We start from the raw sequence: 25,902 nt of genomic DNA, 5'->3' as shown, positions 1-25,902 counted from the left end.
CGATGGCGGCTGAGCTCCAGACTGTCTATCGGGATCGACATGGCGACACGGCAAACCTTGGACGCGGCGCATCTGCAGCGTCTGGATGCGATCGTGGCGCGGTCGAAAAGCGATCCGGCCGGTGCATTCGCTTCGGCTAAGACTTTCACCGAAGACTATCCCGCCATACCGGCCGGGTGGCGGGTTTTGGCCCTGACGATGCGCGCTGCGGGCGATAATCCGGCGGCAGATCAGATCGATCTCAGGGCCATCGCGCTGGGTGCTCAGAGTGCCGGGCTCGAAGCCGCCGAACGCGAATTCGCCGCCGGCCGCCTCGAACAGGCCGAACTGTTCGTCCGAGCCTATCTGCGCGATCAGGACGCGAGGGATCCGGGTGCGGCGTTGTTACTCGCCAAAATCGCAGCGCGGTCCGGGGCGCGTCAGCAGGCGGAAACGCTTGCGCAACGGGCCTTGCTGCTCGCGCCTGGGTTTGACGAGGCGCGCATGGCGCTGGCGCACTTCCAGAACGACGCGCATAACGCTCATGGTGCGCTCTCGACGCTCGACGATCTTTTGGCCCGCGCCCCCGATCACCTTCGCGGGCTATCGCTAAAGGCCTCGATCCTTATGCGGCTGCGCCGGATGGACGAGGCCGACGCGGTGTTCGACCGGTTGCATGAACAACATCCGGCGGACTCGCGCGGCTGGATGAACCATGCCTTCCTGCTCAAGACGATCGGAGAGCGTCAAGAGGCGATCCTGGCCTACCGCAACGCACTCGCCGCCAACCCCGCCAACGGCCAAGCTTGGTGGGGCTTTGCCAATCTCAAGATCGCGGCGTTCGATGAGACGGATATCGTCACGATGGAAACCGCGTTGACGCGCGACGATATTTCAGCCGACGATCGGCTGCACCTGCTCTTCGCGCTCGGCAAGGCGCTGGAGAGCCGGGAACGTTACGAGGAGGCCTTCACCCGCTTTTCCGCCGGCGCAAAACTTCGCCTCCAACAGGCGCCGCACGATCCAAACAAGGTCTGGGCGGACGTGGGGCGCGTCCGCGAAACCTTCACGCCGCGCTTCTTAGCCGAACGGGAGGGCTGGGGCTGCCCCGAGCCGGATCCGATCTTCATCGTCAGCCTGCCACGCGCAGGTTCGACCCTCGTCGAACAAATCCTCGCCAGCCATTCCGCGATCGAGGGGACCGAGGAATTGTTCGATCTCGAAAAGATCGCGCTGGAGATCGCCCCCGATCGGCCGGGCGGCTATCTCGACAGGGTCGCCGATCTGACCAGGGACGAGGTTTGCAAGCTCGGCGATGCGTATCTGGCCTCCACCGCGCGCTTCCGCGACACGACCAAACCGCGCTTCACCGACAAGATGCCGAGCAACTGGATGTATGCCGGGCTGATCCGGCTGATCCTTCCCAATGCCAAGATCATCGACGTCCGGCGTCATCCCTTGGGCTGCGGCGTGGCCAACTTCACCCAGCACTTCAATTGGGGGATCAATTTCTCATACGATCTCGACCATATCGGCCAGTTCTACCGCGCGTACGTCGCCCAGATGTCGCATTTCGATCGCACAATACCCGGGCATATCCATCATCTGACGCATGAAGGGCTGATCGACGATCTGGAGCATGAGGTGCGCCGGATGTTGGCCTACCTCGATCTGCCGTTCGAGCCGGCCTGCCTCCGCTTCTATGAAACCAGGCGCGCCGTGCACACACCCAGTTCCGAACAGGTTCGCAAGCCGATCAACCGCGACGGCGTCGATCGCTGGCGCCACTACGAGCGCTGGCTTGATCCGCTGAAGACAGCCCTCGGCCCGGTACTCGACTTTTATCCAAACCCGCCACCCGATCAGGGCTGACCCGCTTCGCCTGACGGCCTGCGCCCATAACGCACTGCAGCAAAATCATTGCCATGTGTGACGATACATCATATCGCTATTCAGATGTCGCCCGCACGAACCGACAGGATGGCGTCGAGCCTGCCGCACCCGGGATGCGTGCGCCTTTTTGCCATCGTCGCGCTGATCGCGCTCGCGTGGCAGAGCATCGTCGTCCAGTCGCACGTCCATCTCGATACGAACGCGACGCCCGCCGCGATCCATCGCACCCAGACGCTCCAACATCGCAGCGCGCCCGCTGATACGCCCGCCGACTGCCCGATCTGCCGGCAATTCGCCCACGCAGGCCATTATCTGTCGCCCGGAGGCTTCCCCTTCACCGCACCCGCCGTTCATGGGTTCTGGCGTGCAATCGGATCTTTGGCGGGCTGGATCGGCGAGCGGCGTTCTCATGCCTGGCATAGCCGCGGGCCGCCATCCCCACTCCGCACCTGACCAGATAATAACAGGCGCCACCTGCGCGCCGCCCAAAGGTTCACGGAGTTTCCCCGCATGCGTGCTCCCCTCCTGTCGGGCGCGGCTATCGCCGCGCTCCTGCCTGCCGTCGCGTTCGCGCAGCAGGCCCCCACCAACGTCATCACCGTCACCGCATCGCCGATCGCGACCGGCCTGGACGACACGCCGACCATCACCGCCAGAGTCGATCGCAGCGCGATACTCGCAGCCGGCGGTTCCAGCATCGCCAATTCCCTCGCCGGGGTGCCCGGCATTTCCGCGACCGGCTTCGCCGCCGGCGCGAGCCGCCCGATCATCCGCGGCATGGATGCCACCCGCGTCCGCATCCTTGAGGACGGCAGCAGTAGCTCGGACGTATCGGATATCGGCCCCGATCACGGCATCCCGCTCGATCCGCTCGCCGCGCAGAGCATCGAGGTCGTACGCGGCGCCGCGACCTTGCGCTATGGCAGCCAGGCGATCGGCGGCGTCGTCAACGTGCTCAACAATCGCGTGCCGATGAGCCTGCCGACCGCGCCTTTTTCGGCCGAGGCCACCGGTAGCTACGGCACTGTCTCCGATGTCGGCGAGGCATCTTTGCTGGCCGATGCGAAGGTCGGCGATTTCGCGCTCCACGCAGACGGCTTCTACCGCCATGCCGGCGATTACGACACGCCCGACGGCACCCAGCAGAACAGCTATTCGCGCGCCCACGGCGAGTCGGTCGGCGGGTCATACTTCTTCGGCGAAAGCCATATCGGCGGCGCGGTCACCCAATATAACGCCAATTACGGCATTCCGAGCGACACGACGCATATCGTCATGCAGCAGACCAAGGGAATGACGCGTAACAGCTTCGATCTGGGAGCGGGCTTGTTCAAAACGCTGACGGTCGATGGCAGCTATGCCAATTACAAGCATAGCGAGGTCGAGCCCGACGGCACGATCGACACCACCTTCCGCAACAAGGAATATGACGGTCACGCCGAATTGCTGCTCGGCCCGATCGGCCCGGTGCGCAATTCCGCGCTCGGCGTGGAATATCAGCATCGCAATTTCTCGGCGGTGGGTGCCGATGCGAGCTATCTGTTCCCGACGGTCACCGAGAGCGAAGCGGCCTATCTCTTCACTGAAATGCCCCTGTTCGCCAATCTGAAACTGCAGGCGAGCGGCCGGATCGAGCATGTCAGCGTCAAGGGCACGCCCAGCACCGACGTGCCGACCAAAGTCGACTACACCCCGATCAGCGGCGCGATCGGCGCATTGCTCGACGTGACCCCCGCGCTCAAATTCGGGGTGACCTTCTCCAGCACCGGCCGCGCGCCGGCGCAGACCGAATTGTTCGCGCGCGGCGGGCATGACGGCCCCAACACGTTCGAGACCGGCGATCCCAACCTCAAGATCGAGCGAGCCAATTCGCTGGAGGGTACCGTCCGCGTGCGGCTCGACAAATTCCGCTTCGACGGCAGCATCTATTCGACCTGGTTCCGCAATTACATCTATGGCGATCTGAACGGGCGGACCTGCGACGACGACGGAGTCTGCGTCGATGGCGACAGCGAGGATCTGAAGGAGCTCAACTACCGCCAGCAGGGCGCGCATTTTCGCGGGCTCGAGGGGCAGGCCTCGTATCAATTGACGAAGATCGGCGACGGCACGTTCGAGGCGAAGGCGCTCGCCGATTATACCCGCGCGACGTTGGACAATGGCGGCAACGTGCCGCGTATCCCGCCTTACCGGATCGGCGGCGGGCTTTCGTGGGAAAGCAAGCCGTTCGATGCCGGCTTCCTGCTCCTTTATGTCGGCCGACAGAACAGGTTCGGCGCATTCGACACCGCGACGCCGAGCTACAAGCAACTCAACGCGCATGTCGCGTGGCGGCCGTTCAGCGCCCATCCGGGCGTGGAACTGGCGATCGTCGGCCAGAATCTGACCAACGACGTGCAGCGCAACGCCGCGGCGTTGAACAAGGACGAGGTCGAGATGCCCGGGCGTAACGTGCGCTTCGTGCTGAAGGTGGCGACGTTCTGAAGGATGACGAATCCTCCCCGTAGCGGTGGGTGATCGAATTTGACTTCCTCGTCATGCTGAACTTGTTTCCGCATCCACCAGGCAACTTGCACGGACAGTGCGGCACGCACGGTGGAGCCTGAAACAAGTTCGGGGTGACGGGGAATTTGGACAGCCGGATCGCGAAATCCGATCCGCTGCCCAATTGCGCTCACCTGGCCGGAACGGGGAGGATTCTCCGTTGCCTATCCCCGCGGCACGCGCTTGCCCTTCGTCCTGCTGGTGAGATGAAACTTGCCGCAGCGATCGCAGCGATAGGGCCGTAGCACCAGCCCGCTATCCCGCGCCGCCAGCACCGCATCTTGCTCGGTCTCGAACCGCATTTTCCGCGCGCAAATGCTCAAACGCGTGCGCATCACTGCTCACCGACAAACCGCCATGTCGCGCGGACCGGCATCAGGCAGCCCATTCCGATATTTCAGGCTGCTGACCGATCAGCGCAAGGCCGTGCGCGATCGAGGTCAATTCTCCACCCGAAGCGATACGGTCCTCGCCGAACCGATCGACGAACAGGCGACGGATACGGGGCGTCAGCGATGTCCCGCCGGTGAGAAAGATGCGATCGATCATCCCGGCGGGAACATCCGCGGCGGCCAGAGCGCGATCGACCGTCGCCTCGATCCGGGCGATATCGGGCGCGATCCAGCCTTCGAACGCCGCACGCGTGACATCGGCCTCGATCGCCAGCTCCGCGCCGGCAAAGTGGAAATGCGCGGTCTCGGCGGTGGACAGAGCGCGCTTGAGCCGGCCGACCGCATCATAGAGCTGGTAGCCAAGCTCCTGCTCGATCACCGCGATCATCCGGCCGATCGCATTGGGATCGATCGCCGCACGGCGGAGCTTTTCCAGGTCCGCCAGCGTCCGGCGATTGCGCATCAGCGCAAGCCGCGACCAGTCGGCGAAATCGTTGAAATAGCCGCCGGGTATCTCCAGCACCTTGTCGAACGAGCGATACGAACCGCCCTTGCCCAGCATCGGCATGACGAGATTGTCGACGATGCGGAAATCGAACCGGTCTCCGGCGATCCCGATACCGGCGTGACCGAGCGGGCTACAGCGCCGCACCGCCCCCGGCGCCTCGATCCGCACGACCGAGAAATCGCTGGTGCCGCCGCCGAAATCCGCGACCAGGATGGTCGCCGGATCGGTGATGCGAGAAGCATAGCTGAACGCCGCGCCGAGCGGTTCATAGACATAATGAATTTCCGCCCCGAGCCCGCCGAACATCAGATCGTAGCGGGTTCGCGCCAGCGCCTCGTCCGGCCGCCCGCCGGCATATTCGACCGGTCGACCGACCACGACGCGCGACGCCGCGCCCGAAAGCGCGCCGTGCGCCCGCGCGCCCATCTTCTGAAGAAACAGCCGCCCCAGATCCTCGAACCGATAGCGGCGTTCGAGAATACTGGCATGTTCGAAGGCGGCACTGGCCACGACCGACTTGAACGACTGGATGAAGCGGCTGTCCTGCGGGAAAGCGAGATATTCGCGGATCGCCCATGGCCCGGCGTCGGCGGCCAGCCCGTTACGCTGGCCTTCCTCCTCCCAGAAGCACAGCGCCGAGCGGAACACGGCGTCGGGCGCCTCAGGGCCGTCGAGCATCACGAGATCGGCGGTTTCGCCCCGCGCGACGGCCGCCACCGAATTGGTGGTGCCGAAATCGAGGCCAAGGGTGAAGGGACTTGAAGCTGACATGGTGCGGGCGCGTCTAGCGGCGTCGGCAGCGTCGGCAAGGCGCCATCATTTATCGCATCAGGCCCGCGGCCCGCAGCGCATCCTCGATGATCTTGCCCACGCCCTGAGCAGGAGCGGCCGATTTCGGCGGCTCGGCCATGCGGCTGAGTTTTGCGGTGCGCGGCACCGGCAATCGCGAGGCAGGCGCGGTTGCAGCCGCGGCCATCGCGTCGGGCGACCGGGCGGGCTCAGCCTGCCGTACGCCCGAAAGCCCCCAGAAGGCAGCAACCCGCCGGGTGGAAGAGATGCCCGTCTCCAGCATGAATGGGCCGGCGGTGCCGCAGGCATGCTCGCCCACCGTGTCGAGCGGCGTACCATGGCTCATGCCGGTGATGCTATATTCCTCGATCACGGCGCGCCGAGCGGCATCGCGCCAGATGCGGTGCGGATAGCCGTCCACGATCTCGACCGTGCCCGGCGTACCATCGACGCCGTGGAGCACGCGCCACTGATCGACGATGGCGTCGGCGTTGCTGGGCTTGACCGTAGCATCGGCGGTACCGTGCCAGATCGAGATTGCCGGCCAGGGTCCGCGATACGACGAGGCCTGCCGGACGAGCGCGCCAAGCTCCGCCGGCGCGGGCATTCCGTGCCCACGCATGCGTTCCAGCGCCTGCGAGACATTCGATGCGGTGCCATAAGGCAGCCCGGCCATGATCGCACCGCCGGCAAACAGTTCGGGATATGTCGCCAGCATCACCGATGTCATGGCGCCGCCGGCCGAAAGGCCGGTCACGAAGATGCGTGCAGGATCGACATCATATTGATCGATCATCGTGTCGATCATCTGGCGGATCGACAGCGCCTCGCCGCTGTCGCGAGAATAGTCACCGGGCTGGAACCAGTTGAAGCAGAGATTGGGATTGTTGGCGCGGCGCTGCTCCGCGAAGAGCAGGACGAAGCCCTGTTCGTCCGCCAGTTGCGACCAGCCCGAACCATGGTTGTAGCCGGCCGCAGTCTGGGTACAGCCGTGAAGAACGACGACCAAGGCGGGCTGATCGGCGACGCTGTCGGGAACATGGATCCGCGCGCGCAGATTGCCCGGATCGTCGCCGAAGCTCTCGAGATCGCGCAGCCGATCGATCGATCCGATGCGCGCGCCCGCGGCGAGCTTCGACAGATCGGCAATGCTATCCGACAGCTTCTTCATCAGGCGCCTCCGGGCCGCGCGACATGCCGGCCATCAGCGAAACGCGCGGAAGCGATTTGCTGCACTGCACAATATGGCTATCGCCCAGCCCCGCGCAAGCGCGATAAGCGCAATCATCGCCAAAGCGGGGTCCGCGCGGCCAGATCGTTGCGGATCGTGGTCGCCGCTACCCCACCTTCGCCCATGGCATGGCTGATCTGATCGAGACCGAGTACGACATCCCCTGCCGCATAGAGGCCGGGGATCGAGCTGCGCTGGTGGGCATCGACCAGCATGCAGCCCTCCTCGCTTACGCCAGCCCCCAAAACCCTCGCAAGATCGGACCGGACGACCGAGCCCAGCGCAGGATAGATACTGGCGAAGGCGAAGCAGCCGGCATCGGTGAAGACCGAAATGCCATGCGGGCCGAGCACGAAAGCGGGTGGGCCGGCGAGCAACGCCACCCCTGCATTTGCGAGCTCCGCCTGCTGACCTTCGTCCAGCGCATGGCCATCGCCCGGTGCGATCAGGGTGATATCGGCGCTGTAGCCACGTAGGAACAGGGCCTCGCGCATGCCCCGCGCGCCGGTGCCGATCACGCCGATCGCCTGATCGGTGACTTCGAAGCCATCGCAGATCGGGCAATACCGCAGCAGCCCCCGCGCCAGCGCTTCGTCATGCATATCGTCCGGCATATCGGGGCGATTATTGACCACGCCGGTGGCGAGCAGCACCGAGCGCGCGGCGATCGTCCCGCCCCCGGTATCGACGAGGAAGCTTTCGCCATCCTTGTGGATTGCCGACACGACGGTGTCTTCGATCCGCGCACCATAGATGCGCGCCTGCTGGTTCATCCGCCGCAGCAGATTGGGGCCGCTGATCCCTTCGGGAAAGCCGGCATGGTTGCGGGTCTTGGGGATCAAGGCCGCGCGGCTGTCGCCTGAATCGGCCACCAGCACGTTCAGATGAAAACGGGCGAGGTAGATCGCCGCGGTCAGGCCGGCGGGCCCTCCCCCTACGATCAGGCAATCCACATTTGGTGTCGGCATCGGCCCTCGGCAGCGCGGTCGTCCGCCTGATCCTGACCGGCGGGACTTCGAAACAACGGCTTGAACCGATGACAGGAGGCCGGAACCGTAAACCGCCCGCCGCGATAAGCAAGGATTGGGATCGCATCGTCACTCTTCCGCCTGGCCCGAGATGGCCCGATTTCGACACGGAAGCGAAGGGCGGTTCAGCTCCGCGAAAGCCCATGGCCGCCACCTGCGCAGCCAACCGATCGTCGCTTCCGCATTGTGCACGGGGGCGCGAAGGTGCAATGGAAGCGCCACCTAATCGTATGCACCATCACCAAATCATTGCCGTAGCAGCGGTTTGCTCCCGCCCGGCAACCTCCCTCGAAGATGGCCACCCGGCCGGAACGACGGCCGCGACGCGGTACGCGCACCTTTTCGCATGGTTCGGCGGCCCGCTCCGCTGAGGGATCGATCCGCCCCGAAGGCGTCTTGCGCGGTGCTGCCCGGCACCTGGCTCGTCGGTGGGCTGGGCGCCAGCATGGTCTTGCTGGCCGTGCTCATGGCGATGGTCCGGATGCGGATCGGCCCGCTCGCGATCGGCGCTACCGCCATGTACGCGACCGGCACGGCGGCCGTCATACTGCGCTACCTGTGCCGCGGCGACGGCGCGCGCTGGCGCAATGTCGTGCGCGATTACAGCGAATATGCGGGGCTGTTCGTGGCAGTGTGCGTGATGGGCGCGATGGCGAGCTATCCTATCGCCGCCGCCAATCACGGTTTCGCCGACGCCCGCCTGGAAGCGATCGACCAGACGCTGCGGTTCAACTGGATGGCATGGTACGATGTGGTCGCCGCGCATCCGATGCTGCAAATCCTCGGCCGGACCGTCTATCAAAGCATCTTCGTGACGCCGCTCATCCTGTTCGGCTATTTCGCTTTTGCCGGCCGGCGGGCGGAGGCACGGTTGTTCATCGTCTCCTTCTGGATCGCCGCCGTCCTGACTTTGGCACTGTTCAGCCTCATGCCGGCGCAGGGTCCGCTCGCCTTCCTCGAGCGCGGCCGGATCCCCTATATGCCGGTCAGCGCGCTCTATCAGGCCGAGCTCATCCCGGCGCTGCGCGATCATGCGTTGCGGAGCGTCGATCCGGGTAGCCTGCATGGCCTGGTGTGCGCACCCAGCTTCCACGCCGCCAGCGCGATCCTTTATATGGCTGCCGCCTGGTCGGCGAAGCCGCTACGCTGGCCGCTGCTCGCGCTCAACGCCGCGATGCTTTTGGCGACGCCGGTCGAAGGCACGCATTATCTGATCGACATCATCAGCGGCATCGTGGTCGCGCTGGTTGCTCTGAGCGGCGCGACGATACTGGCGCGGTTTTCGCACGATCTCGCGCGGGGCAAGGCCTATCCCGATAGGGTGTCATCGCCGAACTTGTTCGACAGTGAGGCTTTCGCAAGCGCCCGTGCGGCCCGCACTGCACGGAACCGCGATAGCCAGGAATTGCCCACGCCTACGCCGCGTCGTGCCAGGCTGCCGTAGGTTTTCGCGGGTTTAGTCGCCCCAACTTGCGAACAAGGCAATCGCCGCCGCCGTCATCACGGCGGTTGCCAGCCATCCCACCAGCTTCAGCGCCAGCGGCAACTGGAACTGTCCCATCACCTTGCGGTTGCTGGCCAGAACCATCATCAGCACCATGATCGGTACCGCCACCACACCGTTGATGACCGCGCTCCAGAACAGGGCCTTGATCGGATCGATCGGGCTGAAGTTCAACAGCACGCCGAGCAAGGTCGCAACCGCGATGCAACCATAGAAGGCCTTGGCGCGATGCGGCTTGCGCGCGAGGCCGACATGCCAGCCGAGCATCTCGCCCAGCGCATAAGCCGATGAGCCGGCAAGCACCGGCAGGGCCAGCAGCCCGGTGCCGATGATGCCGAGCGCGAACACGAAGAAGGCGAACTTGCCCGCGATCGGCCGCAACGCTTCGGCCGCCTGGGCGGAGGTCTGGATGTCGGTCACACCGCTGGCGTTCAAGGTCGCGGCGGCGGTGATGATGATGAACAGGGCGACCGCATTGGAGAGGCCCATGCCGACATAGGTATCGACGCGTATGCGATGGAATTCGGCAGGCGCCTGATCCGGGGCGCGCTCCAGCGGCCGCGCCTTGGGGGTCTCCTTGACCTCCTCGACTTCTTCCTCGGCCTGCCAGAAGAAGAGATAGGGGCTGATCGTGGTACCCAGGATCGCGACCACCGCGGTCAGATATGGGGCCGACCAGGTCAAGCGCGGGACGATCAGGCTATAGCCGACGGTACCCCAGGGCACATGGACGACGAGCGCCACCGCCACATAAGCGAACAGCGACACGGTCAGCCACTTGAGCACCGAAACATAGCGCGAGTAACGCGAAAACGTCTCGAGCAGGACGGTCACTATCCCGAATGCGGCGACATAGAACAAGGCTGGGCCGCCGATCAGCAACTGCAGCCCAGCCCCCATCGCACCCAGGTCCGCGCCGATATTGATGATGTTGGCGACGACGACCAGCAGGACGATCGCATAGCCGATGCCTGCAGGATAATGATGCTTGAGGTTGCCGGCGATGCCGCGGCCGGTCACCCGCCCGATCCGCGCACTGATTTCCTGGATCGCGCACATGAGCGGCCAGGAAAACAGCATCACCCAGGTCAGGCCGAATCCGAACTGCGCGCCCGCCTGCGAGTAGGTCGCGATGCCGCTGGGATCGTCATCCGATGCGCCGGTGATCAGGCCCGGCCCCAGCACCTGCAGCAGTTTGGGCCGCTCGGGCTGTTTCACATCCTCGGGCGGGTTCGGCGGCGGCACTTGCATCGACTGAATCTCTCCCGCGCCGGTGCGCGCGCGCCCCCGATAGCACGGGAAAACGAATGCAAAAGTATGGCAATTGGTAATCTTTGGCGTGCCGGCTCCGGCTGGCATCCGATCATGTCTCGATCGAGTTTTTTTGGCGAGGCGCTGTGATCGGCGAGGTCAGCGCGCGTGAGATGATCGCGGTCGATCCGATATCGTTATGACGCCGCAGGCCGGTTCGCCCCGCAGCGTCGACTTACCGTCAATTCAGCACCGCGGTCCCCAGATGGAACTGGGCACGGGCGGGCATCCCCGCGTCTGCTCCGCAATACTCCATGCGCGGTCGGCCAGCCGTTCGGCGGCCATGAAATGTCGATCGCGGACCAGATCGTTGGCCGCCTGCTCGGCGGCCTCGCGTTCGCGCCGCTCCGCGGTCAAAAGGTCTTCGAGGGCGGCTGCAACGTTGCTCATGAGAAATCTCCTTGCCAGGCATAACGTGCCGGGCAGCGAAGATTTCCGGATGATCGCTCAGGCCGGCAATTCGGCCCGGCGCGTGATCGACGCGGTCGGTGCGCGGCGAGTGCGGCTGCGGCTCCGCCGAGAGAGGCTGATCGTCACACCCTACGATATCCTGCGCGGCTGCCTTCGCTCATTATCCCGAATTGTCCCGAAGCCAATGTGCTCATGCCGGTCGAGCACCATGCCGATCAGAGCCACGCGCCCGCGGTCATCGGTATCGATGGGGATCGCCGCCTGATTGCCGCCAGCGGTAAGGTATGGCAGTCTGTCGCACAGACAGGGGCTTGCGCGATGGCTATTCGGGTTGAAGGACGCCGATTGTGCGCCGTGGCACTGCTGATCGCGCTGATCCCCGCGATCGGCATTTTCGGAACGCCCGCGCATTATAGCGTGCCGGTCGCGATCGTCCTGACCTTGGCCCAGCTGGTCCTGATCGGCAGCGCGGCGCTGGGGCTGATCGTCCCGGCGTGGCGATCGGGCGACGACCGGCGCCGCCAGATCGCGATTGCCGGTGTGCTTGCGATCCTGCCCTGGGCCTTGCTCACGCTGATGCCGGGTTACGGCCCGCCCTTCGCGTCCAACCTGGCGATGAACCATATCCGCTTCGTCATCCTGTTCGTCTCGACCGCCCTGCTCGGCAGCGCCTTCCTGCTGCTCAAGGATCCGCTGGCGCAAGGCGGCGACCATTTGCTTGCACCGCTGGGGCAGGCGGCAGGGCTGCTCGCCACTCTCATACAACTCGTCTGGGCGAGCATCATGATCGGCTGGACGATGTCGGAAGCGCACAAGCCCGCCAGCTTCGTCGAGATGTACAATAGCCCGCTCGGCAACGCGTCCGACGTGCTGCTCTTCTTCGCCGGGTTGATGACCTATGTGGCGACCATCTTCTTCGCGCCGTCGTTCGCGCGGGTCGGCTGGCTCGGACGCGGCAAGGCCGGTGCGATGGCCGCTGTCGCTGCGATCGCGGTCATCGGCCTGATCGGACGCGGCCTGCAATATCCCGATCTGTCGGACGACTGGTACACGATGCCCGGCATGATCGTCGGCATTCCGGCGATCCCATGGCTGATGCCATATATGCTGGGCGTCAGCGCACTGTTCAAAGCGAGCGCTGACTGAGCGCCCTCCCCAGCCAGGCGGGGTTGGCCACAGGGGAAGGGCGGCGTCCGGCTGGCGATCGCTCGCTTAGCATGCCGACCTCGCGGATCTTTCTGCCACGACCGACGCGCTCGAGCCGATCCGAATTGGACTAACTCTCCACCATCGCGAACAACCGGACGCCATCCACCTCCCCCACGGGCTCGGCCCGCAGGCCTTCCGCGCGACTGACGAACAACGATTTGGCCATGGCCTCGCTTGCCGTCAGCACCCCTGGTATCGCCGCCGCTGCGATCGCGCCCAGTTCCGCCACGCCGTGGCCGATCAGAGCCGCCGGCTCATCGAGCCAGTGCACCAGCGCGAAATGACCGCCGATGCGCAGCGGGTGGCGCGGTAACGGCTCGGCCAGCAGCAGCTTCGCATAAGCCCAGGCGCTGTCCGTGTCCGGGAAAGCGACCAGCCGGGCGTTGGCCGCCGGCAGGGTCAAGGTCGGCTGGATCGGGAAGGCGGCGATCTTCCGGCGGAACGGCCCGATAATCTCGTCGAGCGCCTCGGCAAAGCGCCCCTCATCCAGTAAATCGAGCCCCTCGAACGCGATGTGAAGCATTGCGGCCAGCCGTCGATCGGGCCGTCCGCTTGCGTCTTCGTGCCCCGACGCAACGATCCGCGCGGTCCGCGGCGCGCGGACTATATGCTGCCCGCGGCCGGTACCCTGCCAGCGGCTCCCCAGCTTGCCGATGCCGTCGCCGAACCGGCCGGGCTCTTCGTCGATCACCAGGAGCTGGAAGGGCTCGCTTGCGAGATGCTCGGCGTTCAGCACCGCCGCGCCCATCGCCCAATCGCCGGCAAGTAAAGCGGCCAGCGGTTCGTAGCCGCCGCTGACACGCGTTGCGAGGCGGATGCTGGTCGCTTGCGCCAGGCAGGCTTCGAATCGTTCGACCCAATCGCCGCCGTACGGCGTCACCGACTGCTGCGCGAAATTGGCGGCATCGGTCGGCAGGATCAGGTGCAGTTCGGCACCGGCGCGCAGCACCTGCTCGGCAACGACGATTTCCGCGCCGGCGCCAAGCGCACCATAAGCGAAGCCGATCCGCTCCTGGCGCAGGATCTGATCGACCGCTTCGCGCAACGGCCCGGCGCCCTCGTCGCCAATGCCGAGATGACCGGCATAATGGAGCGAGCGCGGCGGCTGGAAGCGCGCCAGCCATGGCAGTTCCAGCCCTTGCGCGGCGGCGATGCGGCGCATCTGGTGGAGCGTGACGGCATGGTCTTCCCACGCCGCGGGCTCGCGCTCGATCGCTTCGGCCAGCGCCTGTTCGGCACCGGCGACGTCACCGCGCACCAGCAACGCTTCGGCCCGCGCCGCCACCAGATAATAAGGCTTTTCCGGGATGCCGGTCTCGCGCTCGAGCCAGGCGAGCAGATCGCCGGCCATGGCGCGGCCCTGTTCGACATTCCCCGCCAGCAGCGACAAGGCCGCGACGTTCGCGCGGGTATAAGGCTGCGGCGCGATCCGGTCGGCCTCGGCATAAGCGGTGGCGGCGTCGGCGAAGTTGCGCGCGCGCGCATCGCCCACCGCGCGCAACGCTTTCTCCTTGAGCAGCCGCCCCTTGACCGCGAGCGCCGCCGGATCGCCATCGAGCCGGTCGAAGCCACCCGCCCGGAACATCGACCAGGCATGATCGATCGCGCCGCCGCGCGCCGCGGTAATGATCGCCGGCAACGAATAGCGCCCATGCCAAACGGGCCATGGGCGGCCATCCCCGGGCCCCGGCCCCGGTTCCAAGCTCATGGTCATCAACCTCCGGGGCGTGTCGCTAGCATTTTCGCGCTGCCGGGAATAGCGATCACGGGGTGCGGCGGATCGACGCGCTCCGCGTGAAGGCAGGCATGCACTTGTGCAACCTCTTCTCGCCTTGAGTGGCGAGACCCATTTGGACGGGCTGATCAGGCCTTGCGCGTCGCCGCCGTCACGGTTGATTTTTTGTTTGCTGCCGTGGTCTGTCGCGGGGGCGCCCGCTGCCCTATGCGCTGCAGAAAGGAAACGACATGGCCGATCGATTGAAGCTGCTCATATCCGAGCGCAACAAGTTATGGGCGGCAGCGCGACTGCGGGGGCTGCCGGCCGGCACGCCAGAACGCGATCGCATCGCCGAACTCGACGAGGAAATAAGGCAACGCAAAGCTGCAAAGGCTGCCAAAGCCGAATGACCCCACATGGATAGGCGACCCGCCGGGACGCCCCGCGGAGCGCCCTTCCCGGCGCCATTGGCGCGGACCCAGCGCGATTACGCCTGAAACTATTCGGTGATCAGCGGCCCGCGCCGGCGAGCCCGTCCCGATCGGGACGGAAGCCGAATTCAGTCGCCGCGTGCGGCGCCTTGGGCTCGGCATGCCGGCGGCCGTCGCGGTTGAGGTAATAACGGTGGAAACTGTCCTCGCGGACGAGCTGCCAGCCGCGAAAATGGGCGAAAATCATCATCATGGTGCCACCTAACACCAGATGTGCCGATTGGTTGCGCACGGATAAAACCGTCTTGAACCGATTGCATCCGGCTTGCGTCCATCGGCGTGCCTTGCGCACCGATCGGATCGGGCGGACAACGGATCCACTCATCGGAGGGTCAGGATGCGGATCGGCAGGCGGGGCATGATGGCCGGCACGGCGGCGGCGTTGGTCGGCGCCAAGCCCCACGACACCACGGCCGACTGGAAGGCGCTGGCCGAAGACGTCAAGGCCGAGATGGCCTGGGCGTGGGATCTCTACAAGGAGCATGCCTGGGGCAAGGACGAGATCAAGCCGGTCAGCGGCGGCAATTCCAGCTTCCCGCTCAAGAACCGCCATCTCGGGCTCAGCCTGGTCGAGGCGCTCGATACCTTATGGGTGATGGGGCTCGACAGCCGCTTCCGGGAGGGGATCGACTGGGTCAAGACCAGCCTCGATTTCGATGTCGACGGCGAGGTTTCGGTGTTCGAGACCTCGATCCGGCTGGTCGGCGGTCTCCTCTCGGCGCACCACGCCAGCGGCGATCGGACGGTACTGGCCAAGGCGAAGGATCTGGCCGATCGGCTGCTGCCCGCGTTCGCCAGCCCGACAGGCATGCCGTATCGCAAGATCAACCTACGCACCGGCAAGCCCAGCGAGCCGATCAGCAGCCCGGCCGATATCGCGACATATCTGCCCGAATGGGGCACGCTCAGCCGATTGACCGGCGACATGCGCTATCGCGATGCCGCGCGAAAGGCGGTCGTCGCTTTGTTCGACCGGCGCTCGCGGCTCGATCTGGTCGCGACGCAGATCGATGTGCGCAGCGGCGAATGGCGCGATCGGCGGGCGACGATCGGATCCTATTGCGACAGCTTCTTCGAATATCTGTGGGATGCATGGCAGTTGCTGGGCGATACCGCCTGCAAGCATATGTACGATGTCTGCACCGCCGCGATCCTGAAACACCAGCAGACGTGGAAGGGCGGCAACCTCTGGTTCGCCGATGTCGATTTCGAGAGCGGCCAGGTGGTCAGCACCGAACAGGACGAGCTCGCTTCTTTCTACGGCGGGCTGCTCGGCCAGGGCGGCGCGATGAAGCTCGGCGCGGCCTGCACCGAAAGCTGGGCCAAGGTGCAGACCCGGTTCGGCATCCTGCCCGAAGGCTATGACTATGCCAAAGGCGAGCCGACCCAGAAGGGCAATGCGCTCCGGCCGGAACTGGCCGATGCCGCGTTCAATCTGTGGCTGCTCGATCGCAAGCCACGCTGGCGCGCGATCGGGCGCGACCATTTTCTCGCGATGAAGCGCTGGAACAAGGCGCGCTACGGCTACACCGATCTCGCCGACGTTACGTCCGATCCCAAGCGCCAGGCCGATCACTGCCCCGGCTACTGGTGGTCCGAGCAGATGAAATATTATTACCTGCTCTTCGCGGATACCCCGCGCTTCGATTACCGTCGCAATTACCTGTCGACCGAAGGCAACGTGCTGTTGGGTTTCCGCCACGGTCGATAGGACAATCGTCCAAAATCTTTGAATTGCTGCACCGCAGCGGATTGCTTCCCTTTCGTAGCTGTGCAGAACTGTCGCGGTCCGGAAACAATCCGGGTCAGGCTTGGGCAGCGAAGGGGAAGACGTGGCCGAAGACTTTATGCCGATCGACCGGCGGACACTGTTTGCGCGTATCGGCAAGCTTGCCGGCGCCGCGGTCATGTACGAGGCGATGGCCTCGCTCGCCCATGCAGCGGAATCGACCTTCACCGGCCCGATCGGGCTGACCGGCGCGCCCAAAGGCGCTTCGGTTTTGGTGCTCGGTTCGGGCCTCGCCGGGATGGTCGCGGCCTATGAGCTGCGCAAGGCGGGCTACAAGGTCCAGATCCTCGAATATCAGAACCGCTCGGGCGGCCGGAACTGGTCGCTCTATGGCGGCGACACCTATACCGAGCTCGGCGGCTTCACCCAGCATGTGGGCTTCGACAAGGGGCTCTATCTCAACCCCGGCCCGTGGCGCATCCCGCACCACCACAAGGGTCTGCTCCATTATTGCCGGATGCTGGGCGTGAAGCTCGAGCCGTTCATCCAGATCAACTACAATGCCTATGTCCATTCGACCCAGGCGTTCGGCGGCCGCCCGCGGCGCTATCGCGAGATCGAATCCGATTTCGACGGCCATGTCGCCGAATTGCTCGCCAAATCGACGCAGCAGGGCAAGCTCGACCAGCCCGTCACCAAGGAAGACCAGGAGATCCTCCTCCAGGCGCTGCGCAACTGGGGCGCGCTCGACAAGAATTACACCTACGCCAAAAGTCTCGAGGCCAGCGATCATCGCGGCTTCGATCATCCGCCCGGCGGCGGGCTCGATGCGATGCCGACGCCGAGCGACCCGATCGGGCTGAGCGATCTGCTCCGCTCGGGCTTGTGGCGCGCGATCGGGCAGGCGCATGCGTTCGACGTCCAGCAATCGATGTTCCAGCCGATCGGCGGCATGGGCATGATCGGCCAGGCGTTCGGGCGCGAGCTCAAGGACGTGACCCGCTACAATGCCAAGGTCACCGCGATCCATCAGGACGATAGCGGGGTCACCGCGACGTTCGTCGATACGGTCGCGGGCGGCGCACCACAGACCGCGCATGCCGATTGGTGCGTCTGCACGATCCCGGCTTCGATCCTGAGCCAGATCCCGATGAACGTCGGCAAGCCGATGCAGAATGCGATCTACGCGCTTCCCTATGGCGCGTCGGCCAAGGTCGGCCTGCAGATGAAGCGGCGCTTCTGGGAGGAGGATGACGGCATCTATGGCGGCATCACCTACACCGATCAGCCGAGCGCGCTGATCGGCTATCCCTCCACCGATTTCTTCAAAACGGGCAAGGGCGTGCTACTGGGCGCCTACACGTTCGGATCGGGCGCGGTCGATTTCACCGCCATGTCGCCCGAGCAACGCATCGCCAAGGCTGTCGAATATGGCGCCAACATCCACCCGCAATACCGCAAGGAGTTCGAGACCGGCGCGACCGTCGCGTGGCACCGCGTGCCATGGACGCTCGGCTGTTTCGGCCAATGGAGCGAGGAGATGCGCGCCGCGCATTATAACGACATCTGCCAGATCGACGGGCGCATCGTTCTCGCAGGCGAGCATGTCTCGATGATACCCGCCTGGCAGGAGGGCGCGGTCCTTTCCTCGCTCGACGCGATCGGGCGGCTTCACAAACGCATCGTGCAGGGGTGACGGGCATGGCGATGAAGAAGATCATCTTGCTGATCGGTGCCGCCGCCGGACTATCCTCGACGATAGTTGGCGTCGCATCCGCCCAGCGTTTCTCGGGCTATCCATATCAGACCGGGCAGGAGGTCTACGAGCATATCTGCCAGGGCTGTCACATGCCCGACGCCAAGGGCGCGACGGGCGCCGGCACATATCCCGCGCTGGCGAGCAATCCGCGATTGCAGGCCGGAGTCTATCCGGTGATCGTGATGCTGCGCGGCCAGAAGGCGATGCCATCTTTCGCCGATTTGACCGACAAGCAGATCGCCGACGTGACCGATTATATCCGCACCCATTTCGGCAACCAGTATCCGGGGACGATCACGCCCGATCAGGTCGGCAAGATGCGCCCGCAGCAGATCAAGCGGGATGCCCAGCGGCCGGGGTGATATAGCTCCGTCGTTTTACTGAAAACCCCTGCTCTTCGCCTTCAACCAGGCTTGCATTCCCCTGCGCTTCGTCACCGCCGCGATATTGCCCGGCGTCAGGCCATCGCGCGCGGTGCCGGGGAACAGCACGGTCGTCACCCTGCCCCCGATGCTCTCCATCGCATTTGCCACCCGCGTGCACGCCCCGACACCGTCGCGCTTCACGCATAACTCCCGCCCCAGCGCGCGGTGCAGTGCCAGCGAGCCCTCGCCGAGCTTCCCGAACGGGCCGGTGTCGGCGACGATCACCGGCACCACCCGCCCCTTGGCGATCACGACGCCGAAATCGCCGACATGCACCCCGGTCAGGCGCGTGAATTCGCCGCGCACGTCGCGCGGCCCGGCTTCCGGGATGACGACATAGGGGATGACATCGGCATCGACCGAAATGTCCTCGCCATGCGGACCATCGAGGATCAAAGCGGTGCCGCATTGATCGGTGCGGCCATGGCCCGGGCCGCACGCAAAGGGCGATCCATCGAGATCGACCGCGAGCTTGGCGGTATAGGCGATCGCCCCGTCGGGCAGTCGGCGCAAGGCGGTGACGGCGTTGGGATCGTTGCGGCAGCCGTAGACGGCGTGCCCGCGAAAGCGATCGCGGGCATCGCATTCGTCGAATTGGCGGCGATACGCCTCGCTCACCGGCGCGCCGGCAGGAAGATCGACGCCACGCGGCCAGATCGAAGCGCCTTGCAGCGCAGTGGCCAACAGGAAGGCGGTCAGCATAAGCGGCGCTATAAACCGCCGATTGCGGCCGTGCGATCAGGTTGCGACGGGCGGAACGCAGCGCGCGCCGCCCGATCGCCAGGCAGATGTCAGAGTTTGAACGAGACGCGTGCGTACCAATAGCCGCCATTGATGCCGTAGGGCGAGTAGGTCAGCGGGGCATTGTAGACCGCACCGCCCGAGGCGGTTTCACCCCCGATATAGGGATCGGTGCCGGATTTCTTGTTGAACAGATTGTTGGCGCCGGCAGCGATATGCAACCGGGCGGTGAGATCGTAGCCCGCTTCGAGGTCGGTGATCCCGGCCGCGTTGATCTTGGTATAGGTGTAGGTGCCGCCGCCATCGTTCAGGATCGCACTGGTCTTGCTGTAATAGGTTTCGCGCGCGGTGACCGAGAATTTGCCCAGGTTCCAGTTCACGCCGCCGATCAGCTTCACCTTGGGCTGCGAGGTGGTGAGGAACGAATAAAGCTGCGCGTCGAACAGGGTCAGGTTGGGGTTGAACGCGGTCAGGGTCGCCGGTACCGTGCCGGCCTTGGTGACCTTGGTCTTGTTATAGGCCCCCGACAGCGAGAATATTGCGTGGCCGGCCGATCCGAGATCGGCATTGTAGCTGGCGACCATGTCGATGCCCCGCGTCCGGGTCGTCGGCCCGTTCACGAACGCTTCGACGCCGATCGAGCTCAATTGCTCGACCGCATAGCCGCTTTTCACGATCGACTGCCACACCAGATCGGCCGGGCTGAACGATGCGCTCTGCGTATCGACCTCGCCCGATCCGACGATGCGATCGCGCAGTTTGATCTGATAGGCATCGACCGTGATCGTCAGGCGTGACACCGGTTGCAGCACGGTACCGACCGAATAGTTGGTCGACTTTTCGGGCTTCAGATTGGGGATGCCGAGCACCTTGGCCGCCGGCGAATTGGCTGCAATCTGAACGAAGGCCGAGTTCGGCGAGACGTTGACCTGGGTATAATATTCTTCGGCGAGCGTCGGCGCGCGGAAGCCGGTCGAGGCAGTGCCGCGGATCGCAATCTCGGGCGTGAAATCGTAGCGGCCGGTGGCCTTCCACGTGGTCTTGCCGCCGAAATCCGAATAATTCTCGTACCGGACGGCCCCGTCGAGCTTCAGATTTGCGATCTGGGTGTAGGAAAAGTCGCCGTAGAACGCGTAATTGTGCCGTTTATGGACGCCGGCCGAGCTCGGGCTGTAGCCAGGAAAGGATTGCGCGCCAGTTCCGTAATAGGAACTCGGATCACCCGACCCGATCGTATAGCTATTCTGGCGATATTCGGCGCCCCCTGCCAGCGTGCCAATCGTCGAGATCTTGTAGGTCAGATCCAGATTGTTGGTCCATTCGGTCGCTTCGAACGAGCCATCATAGAAATTGGTCGGCGTGGTACCGGTGTCGATGAACAAGTTCCGGTTGGCCGAGTTCAGCGTGTAGACCTTCTCCTGATCGACGCCGTAGGTCGAGCTCAGATCCCAATGGAAAGCACCGCTGCCACCCTCGGCACCGCCGGTGAATTGATAATCGGTCTCACGAATGGCTTCCTGCGGGCGGAAGCCCGTACGGGAGAAGATGAAGGTCGGATTGGCCGCGACCGTCGCGTTATAGACCGCCGAACTGACCGTACCAGGATCGACTCCCAGTACCGCCGTGCGCACGAGCCGGTTGGGCAAGCGGATATTCTCGTAGGATTCGGCCTTGCGATAACCGACCGTACCGAACGAATAGAAACTCAGATTGTCGGTCGCGTCGAAGCCGGCATTGTAGGAGCCGACCCCGAATTTGGAGCGGGAATCGCCGACGATCGGGTTGACGTTGGGATAATTCTTGAGCGCCAGATAATCGGCCGCCAGCGCACCGGTCTGCGGCACGGTGCCGGTTGCCGGATCGAGCACGCGGATATCCTGTTCGCCGCGTTGGCTAAAATCGTGAAAACGATAGAAACCAGTGAGGTTCAAATAGCCGCGATCGTTGGTGATGCCGTAATTGACGCTGCCCGAATAGGTCTTGCCGTCGCCCTTGTAATAGGTGCCGCCGGTCGCGGAGAGTTCGCCACCGGCTTTCTTCTTGAGGATGATGTTGATGACGCCGGCGATGGCATCGGAGCCATATTGCGCGGCGGCGCCGTCTTCCAGCACCTCGATATGGTCGATCGAGGCGGGGGTGATGAAATCGAGATCGGGGGCGGCGCCGCCCTGGAACGGGCTCGACAGAACGTGGAGGTTGGCAGTGCCGTGCCGACGCTTGCCGTTGACCAGAACGAGCGTGTCGTTCGGGCTCAGCCCGCGCAACGCAGCCGAAAGCGTGAGGTTGGCGGCATCGCCACCGAAGCCTTCCGCGGTGAAGGACGGGACGAGCTGGGTCAGCACCTGATTGAGGTTGGGCTGGCCGACATGGCTGATCGCATCCGAACCGACGAGCTTGATCGGCGCGGCGCTTTCGGCCGCGGTCATGCCGACGAGGCGCGTGCCGGTGACGATGATCTCGCTTTCCGGGGCCGGGGCTGCGGAACCGGCGGCATCCTCCGCAAAAGCGCTCTGCGCGCCTCCGATCAGCGCCGCGATGAGCGCAATATGGGAAACAATGGAGATAGTCTTCATAACGATGCTCCTGGCGCAATGACAATTGCCCCAGCATCCCCTTCCGAATCGGGAGAGTATATTCGCTCTTCCCGCTACTCGAATCGACTAAACAAGTCCGAAGTTGACGAGTTTTATATAAGGGATTTCGATATGGAATGCATAAATCTATCTAATATGATGTATTCCAAATATAGATTTGCTTCTTACTCACGAGAAATGCGGTCGGGTGCAGGCAAAACAAACCACGGCATCGATGTCGCGGCGCTCACGCCCTCCCAGAGGGTCGTTCACATTTACCAGTGATCTCTTGCACTCGATCATCCAGCCGTCCCGATGAAGGCCAATCGCCTTCGGGCGCCCGTCTGAGCATCATCCCCTGTCGTTCATGGCACCGCGGCGCGTCCATGTCGCTGGACAGCAACAGAACTGAAACGAAACTGCAGCGCAAGGCGCCAAATCGCACGTCCCGGCAACCAACCGGAAATGTTCGGCCAGTGCGCTATCTCGGCAACATCGGTCCGACGCGCCGGCCGGCCTTTTTATCGCCGCGCAGGATCAGGATCGAGGCACGATCATTCAGGCGCGTCTATCGGGATGGAGCCGTTGCCGGTCGACCGGCTGCCCGGTGCAGGATTGGATTTCAGAACGATATGAGCGCTCTGTACTTCCGAAACGCCGAGCTTCGCTGGGGTGACGATAGGGCGCCCCCGTCGCGCCCGATCAGGAATCGGTCCAACCCAGCCCCAACGCCTTATGCACCGCGATATAAGTGTTGGTCAGTTGCGCCTTGGCCTGCGCCACCGCGATCGCCGCGGTCAGGCGCTGGCGTTCGATATCCAGTTGGTCGATCACCGTGCTCGTTCCCGCCTGCACGCGCTGCTTGTTGAGCGCTGCCGATCGCGCCGCGGTCGCCTCGGCCTGACCGAGCTGGGCGAGTTGCAGCCGGACGTTGCCGAAGCGCGACAGCGAGGTTTCGGCATCCTGCAATGCCTCCAGCACCACCTGGCGATACTTCGCCTCGGCCTCGTCGCGCTGCGCCTCGGACTGGCGGACCGCGGCCTGGTTCTTGCCGAAATCGAGGACCGACCAGCTCAGCATCGGTGAGACCAGGGTGGTAAGCTTGCCGATGTCGAAGATGTCGCCCGGGCTGGTGCCGCCGAGCCCGAACAGTCCAAGGAACTGGATCGACGGGAACAGCTTGGCCTTGTTGACGCCGATCCCGGCGGTGCTCGCGGCCAGCGCGAGTTCGGCCGAGCGGATATCGGGGCGATGCGCGATCAGGCTGACCGGATCGCCGATCGGCACCTGCGCCGGCGGCAAGGGCACCGGCACGACCCCGGCGAGGGTCGCGTCGAGCGCACCGGGCTCGCGGCCTGTCAACACCGCGAGCTGGTTGCGATATTCGTCGATCTGCGCGGCGAGCGGGATATTCTGCGCATCGGTATTCTGGAGCTGCGCCTGCAGCCGATCGACATCGAGCGCCGAAGCGGTGCCCGCATCGAAGCGCTGGCGGGTGAGCGCGAGCGCCTGGCGCTGGAGTTCGGTCGATCGGCTGTTGAGGCGGGCGCGTTCCTGCACGTCGCGCAGATTGACATAGGCCTGCGCGACCTGGGCCGAGAGGCTGACCTGCGCGTCGGCCAGATCGGCGAAGCGCTGGCCGACGGTGGCGCGCGCCTGTTCCACCCCGCGCCGCGTGCCCCCGAACAGATCGGGCTCCCAGGACGCCGTGCCGCCGAGATTGTAGAATTCGAGCGAGGACGAGCCGCCGCTGTCGCCCGAACCCGAGCTGCTGAGATTGGTGCCCGGTAGCCGCGCGTTGAGATAGGTCGCGCTGGCGCTGACCTTCGGCAGCCCGCCGGCCTGTTGCGACTTGAGCTGGGCATTGGCCGCGCGAATACGCGCCTGGGCGACATCGATATTGGGGCTGTGCGCCAGCGCATCGTCGACCAGAGCGGTCAGGGTCGGATCGTCGAGGCTCACCCACCAGCGTGCGAGGCCGGGTGCCGGCGTGATCGATGGATCGGCAGCGCGCACGAACGTGCCGCGCGCGATCGCATCCGAACCGACCGCGGGTGGCTTGTCGTAATTCGGCCCGACCGTGCAGGCGCCGAGCAGGACCAGCGGAAATAGAAAGGCGATCTGTTTCATCAGTGCGTCGCCGCGGGCGCGGCGTCCTTCGGCAGAGGGCGGAGGAACAGGATCAGAGGCAGCACGACCAACGTACCGATTCCCATGATCCAGAAGATGTCGTTATAGGTCATCACCAGCGCCTCGATCTGGATCTGCTGGGCGATGCGGCCGATGCCGTTGGCGCGAACAAAATCCTGCACCGCGATCGAATTGGCGCCGAGCGTTTCCTCGAGCCGGCGCGAATGGAGCCAGACGCGCTGATCCTGAATGATCGAGATGCCGGCGAGCGCGAGGCTGCCGCCCAGATTGCGCACCGCGTTGAACAGGCCGGATGCATCGCCGGCATCCTCACGCGGCACCGAACGCACCACCGCTTGGCTGAGAAACAGCATGCCGAGAATCTGGCCAACGCCGCGCATCAATTGCGAGACGACGAAATCGCTGCCGTCCGAACCGGCGCTGAGATGTGCGTCGATCAGCGCCGACGAGCCCATGATCAGCAGGCCCGCGCCGACGGCGAGGCGGATGTCGATGAAGCGCAGCAGGATCGGGATGATCGCCATCATGAACAGGCTGGGAATGCCCGACAGCAGGACGATCTTGCCCGACTGGAGCGAATTATAGCCCGCGATCGAGGCCAGAAATTGCGGGATGACGTAGGACGTACCGTAGAGGACGATACCGAGCACGACCCCCATCAGCGCGACCGATCCGAACTGGCGATCGAGCAGCAATTTGAGCTTCACCACCGGCCGCTTCGCGGTGGCCTGTCCCGCGAACAGCAGCACGAAACCGGCCGCCGAAACGAGCGTCATCCAGCGGATCAGGCTCGACGAAAACCATTGCACGCGCTGGCCTTCCTCCAGCAACACGGTCAACCCGCCGAGCCCGAAGGCAAGGCCTGCCACGCCGAGCCAGTCGGCCTCGCCGAACAGGTCGAGCCGCGACTTCTCGTGCGGCAGGCCGACCAGCAGCAAGGTGATCAGCACCGCACAGACCGGGAGGTTGATGAAGAAGGCATAATGCCAGCTGATATTCTCGGTCAGCCAGCCGCCGATCAGCGGCCCGAGCACGGGCCCGAGGATCGCGGTGACGCCGAAGGCGGCAATACCGACCGGCTGCTGGCGCCGCGGCAGGCGCTGGGCGATGATCGTCTGCGCGGTCGGGATCAAGGCGCCGCCGGTGAAGCCCTGCCCGACCCGGCCGACGATCATCATCGTCAGGCTCGTCGCCGATCCGCACACGACCGAAAAAGCGGTGAACAGGCCGGCCATGATCAGCAGGAAGGTGCGCAGGCCGAGCAGCCGCTGCAGCCACGCCGCCATCGGAATGATGACGATCTCGGCGACCAGATAGGAGGTCGCAACCCAGGTGCCCTCGGTGCCGCTCGCCCCGATCTCGCCCTGGATGGTCGGCAGCGCCGAATTGACGATCGAGATGTCGAGCGTCGCCATCAGCGCGCCGAGCGTTCCCGCCGCCACCGCCAGCCAGGCGGCGAGATCGGCGCGCTCCTCGACAGGTGGCGCGACCGATCGGCTGATGGCCTGAGTGGCCAT

The 25,902-nt window shown here is 64.7% G+C and carries 21 protein-coding genes; 9 read left to right on the top strand and 12 right to left on the bottom strand.

What is annotated here, in order from left to right; all coding sequences use genetic code 11:
• Positions 1-39 precede the first annotated feature (39 nt).
• From AB4Z44_RS22330 to AB4Z44_RS22320, 3 genes are all read left to right on the top strand, one after another.
• The gene (locus AB4Z44_RS22330; RefSeq protein ID WP_404711849.1) at positions 40-1,851 is read left to right on the top strand and encodes a sulfotransferase; all 1,812 of its coding nucleotides are present in this window, start codon (positions 40-42) and stop codon (positions 1,849-1,851) included.
• A gap of 138 nt (positions 1,852-1,989) precedes the next feature.
• A complete protein-coding gene (locus AB4Z44_RS22325; protein WP_404711848.1) occupies positions 1,990-2,325 on the top strand; it encodes a hypothetical protein in 336 nt (111 codons plus the stop codon).
• 57 nt (positions 2,326-2,382) lie between these two features.
• The gene (locus AB4Z44_RS22320) at positions 2,383-4,356 is read left to right on the top strand and encodes a TonB-dependent receptor (protein WP_404711847.1); all 1,974 of its coding nucleotides are present in this window, start codon (positions 2,383-2,385) and stop codon (positions 4,354-4,356) included.
• A 224-nt stretch (positions 4,357-4,580) separates the two neighbouring features.
• Here AB4Z44_RS22320 and AB4Z44_RS22315 read toward each other — a convergent pair whose 3' ends face one another.
• The 4 genes from AB4Z44_RS22315 to AB4Z44_RS22300 form a co-directional block, all read right to left on the bottom strand.
• Positions 4,581-4,718 carry a hypothetical protein gene (locus AB4Z44_RS22315; RefSeq protein WP_404711846.1) on the bottom strand — a complete coding sequence of 46 codons (138 nt, stop codon included), beginning with the start codon at positions 4,716-4,718 and terminating at the stop codon, positions 4,581-4,583.
• Between the two features lie 73 nt (positions 4,719-4,791).
• Positions 4,792-6,087, bottom strand: coding sequence for an Hsp70 family protein (locus AB4Z44_RS22310; RefSeq protein ID WP_404711845.1), 1,296 nt, complete (start codon positions 6,085-6,087; stop codon positions 4,792-4,794).
• A 49-nt stretch (positions 6,088-6,136) separates the two neighbouring features.
• On the bottom strand, positions 6,137-7,276 hold the full coding sequence (locus tag AB4Z44_RS22305) for an alpha/beta hydrolase family esterase (RefSeq protein ID WP_404711844.1): 1,140 nt from the start codon (positions 7,274-7,276) through the stop codon (positions 6,137-6,139).
• A gap of 113 nt (positions 7,277-7,389) precedes the next feature.
• A complete protein-coding gene (locus AB4Z44_RS22300; RefSeq protein WP_404711843.1) occupies positions 7,390-8,304 on the bottom strand; it encodes an NAD(P)/FAD-dependent oxidoreductase in 915 nt (304 codons plus the stop codon).
• 463 nt (positions 8,305-8,767) lie between these two features.
• On the opposite strand from AB4Z44_RS22300, the gene AB4Z44_RS22295 reads away from it, so the two are divergent.
• Positions 8,768-9,808, top strand: coding sequence for a phosphatase PAP2 family protein (locus AB4Z44_RS22295; protein ID WP_404711842.1), 1,041 nt, complete (start codon positions 8,768-8,770; stop codon positions 9,806-9,808).
• Positions 9,809-9,820: 12 nt separating this feature from the next.
• Here the strand turns inward: AB4Z44_RS22295 and AB4Z44_RS22290 are convergent, their stop codons facing one another.
• Both AB4Z44_RS22290 and AB4Z44_RS22285 read right to left on the bottom strand, forming a co-directional pair.
• Positions 9,821-11,119, bottom strand: a complete 1,299-nt coding sequence (locus AB4Z44_RS22290; protein WP_404711841.1) for an NRAMP family divalent metal transporter — start codon at positions 11,117-11,119, stop codon at positions 9,821-9,823.
• A 246-nt stretch (positions 11,120-11,365) separates the two neighbouring features.
• Positions 11,366-11,569 (bottom strand): hypothetical protein, encoded by a 204-nt coding sequence (locus AB4Z44_RS22285; protein ID WP_404711840.1) that lies wholly within the window; start codon positions 11,567-11,569, stop codon positions 11,366-11,368.
• Between the two features lie 339 nt (positions 11,570-11,908).
• Here AB4Z44_RS22285 and AB4Z44_RS22280 point away from each other — a divergent pair, with 339 nt between their 5' ends.
• Positions 11,909-12,736, top strand: a complete 828-nt coding sequence (locus tag AB4Z44_RS22280) for a hypothetical protein (RefSeq protein WP_404711839.1) — start codon at positions 11,909-11,911, stop codon at positions 12,734-12,736.
• A gap of 130 nt (positions 12,737-12,866) precedes the next feature.
• Here AB4Z44_RS22280 and AB4Z44_RS22275 read toward each other — a convergent pair whose 3' ends face one another.
• Positions 12,867-14,438, bottom strand: coding sequence for a hypothetical protein (locus AB4Z44_RS22275; RefSeq protein ID WP_404711838.1), 1,572 nt, complete (start codon positions 14,436-14,438; stop codon positions 12,867-12,869).
• A gap of 326 nt (positions 14,439-14,764) precedes the next feature.
• On the opposite strand from AB4Z44_RS22275, the gene AB4Z44_RS22270 reads away from it, so the two are divergent.
• Positions 14,765-14,926: a hypothetical protein gene (locus AB4Z44_RS22270; RefSeq protein ID WP_404711837.1), complete on the top strand. Its 162-nt coding sequence runs from the start codon at positions 14,765-14,767 to the stop codon at positions 14,924-14,926.
• A gap of 100 nt (positions 14,927-15,026) precedes the next feature.
• Here the strand turns inward: AB4Z44_RS22270 and AB4Z44_RS22265 are convergent, their stop codons facing one another.
• Positions 15,027-15,200 carry a hypothetical protein gene (locus tag AB4Z44_RS22265; protein ID WP_404711836.1) on the bottom strand — a complete coding sequence of 58 codons (174 nt, stop codon included), beginning with the start codon at positions 15,198-15,200 and terminating at the stop codon, positions 15,027-15,029.
• A gap of 144 nt (positions 15,201-15,344) precedes the next feature.
• Between AB4Z44_RS22265 and AB4Z44_RS22260 the strand changes: the two genes are divergently transcribed.
• From AB4Z44_RS22260 to AB4Z44_RS22250, 3 genes are all read left to right on the top strand, one after another.
• Complete coding sequence (locus tag AB4Z44_RS22260) at positions 15,345-16,718, top strand: glycoside hydrolase family 47 protein (protein ID WP_404711835.1); 1,374 nt, start codon at positions 15,345-15,347, stop codon at positions 16,716-16,718.
• A gap of 121 nt (positions 16,719-16,839) precedes the next feature.
• Entirely contained in the window at positions 16,840-18,432 is a 1,593-nt protein-coding gene (locus AB4Z44_RS22255; protein WP_404711834.1) for an NAD(P)/FAD-dependent oxidoreductase, read from the top strand.
• 11 nt (positions 18,433-18,443) lie between these two features.
• Positions 18,444-18,857 carry a c-type cytochrome gene (locus AB4Z44_RS22250; protein WP_404711833.1) on the top strand — a complete coding sequence of 138 codons (414 nt, stop codon included), beginning with the start codon at positions 18,444-18,446 and terminating at the stop codon, positions 18,855-18,857.
• A gap of 15 nt (positions 18,858-18,872) precedes the next feature.
• On the opposite strand, the gene AB4Z44_RS22245 is transcribed toward AB4Z44_RS22250, so the two are convergent.
• The 4 genes from AB4Z44_RS22245 to AB4Z44_RS22230 all read right to left on the bottom strand — a co-directional run bounded on the left by AB4Z44_RS22245 (position 18,873) and on the right by AB4Z44_RS22230 (position 25,902).
• Positions 18,873-19,622, bottom strand: a complete 750-nt coding sequence (locus AB4Z44_RS22245) for a hypothetical protein (protein WP_404711832.1) — start codon at positions 19,620-19,622, stop codon at positions 18,873-18,875.
• A gap of 89 nt (positions 19,623-19,711) precedes the next feature.
• Positions 19,712-22,234 (bottom strand): TonB-dependent receptor plug domain-containing protein, encoded by a 2,523-nt coding sequence (locus AB4Z44_RS22240; RefSeq protein WP_404711831.1) that lies wholly within the window; start codon positions 22,232-22,234, stop codon positions 19,712-19,714.
• Positions 22,235-22,936: 702 nt separating this feature from the next.
• The gene (locus AB4Z44_RS22235; protein ID WP_404711830.1) at positions 22,937-24,364 is read right to left on the bottom strand and encodes an efflux transporter outer membrane subunit; all 1,428 of its coding nucleotides are present in this window, start codon (positions 24,362-24,364) and stop codon (positions 22,937-22,939) included.
• Entirely contained in the window at positions 24,364-25,902 is a 1,539-nt protein-coding gene (locus AB4Z44_RS22230; protein ID WP_404711829.1) for an MDR family MFS transporter, read from the bottom strand. Before AB4Z44_RS22230 ends, AB4Z44_RS22235 begins: the two co-directional genes overlap by 1 nt.

This window comes from Sphingomonas sp. MMS24-J13, assembly GCF_044905095.1.
Taxonomy (GTDB): Bacteria; Pseudomonadota; Alphaproteobacteria; order Sphingomonadales; family Sphingomonadaceae; genus Sphingomonas_I.
The sequence above is the reverse complement of the archived record's forward strand: the minus strand, read 5'-3'. Positions and strand labels throughout refer to the sequence as shown.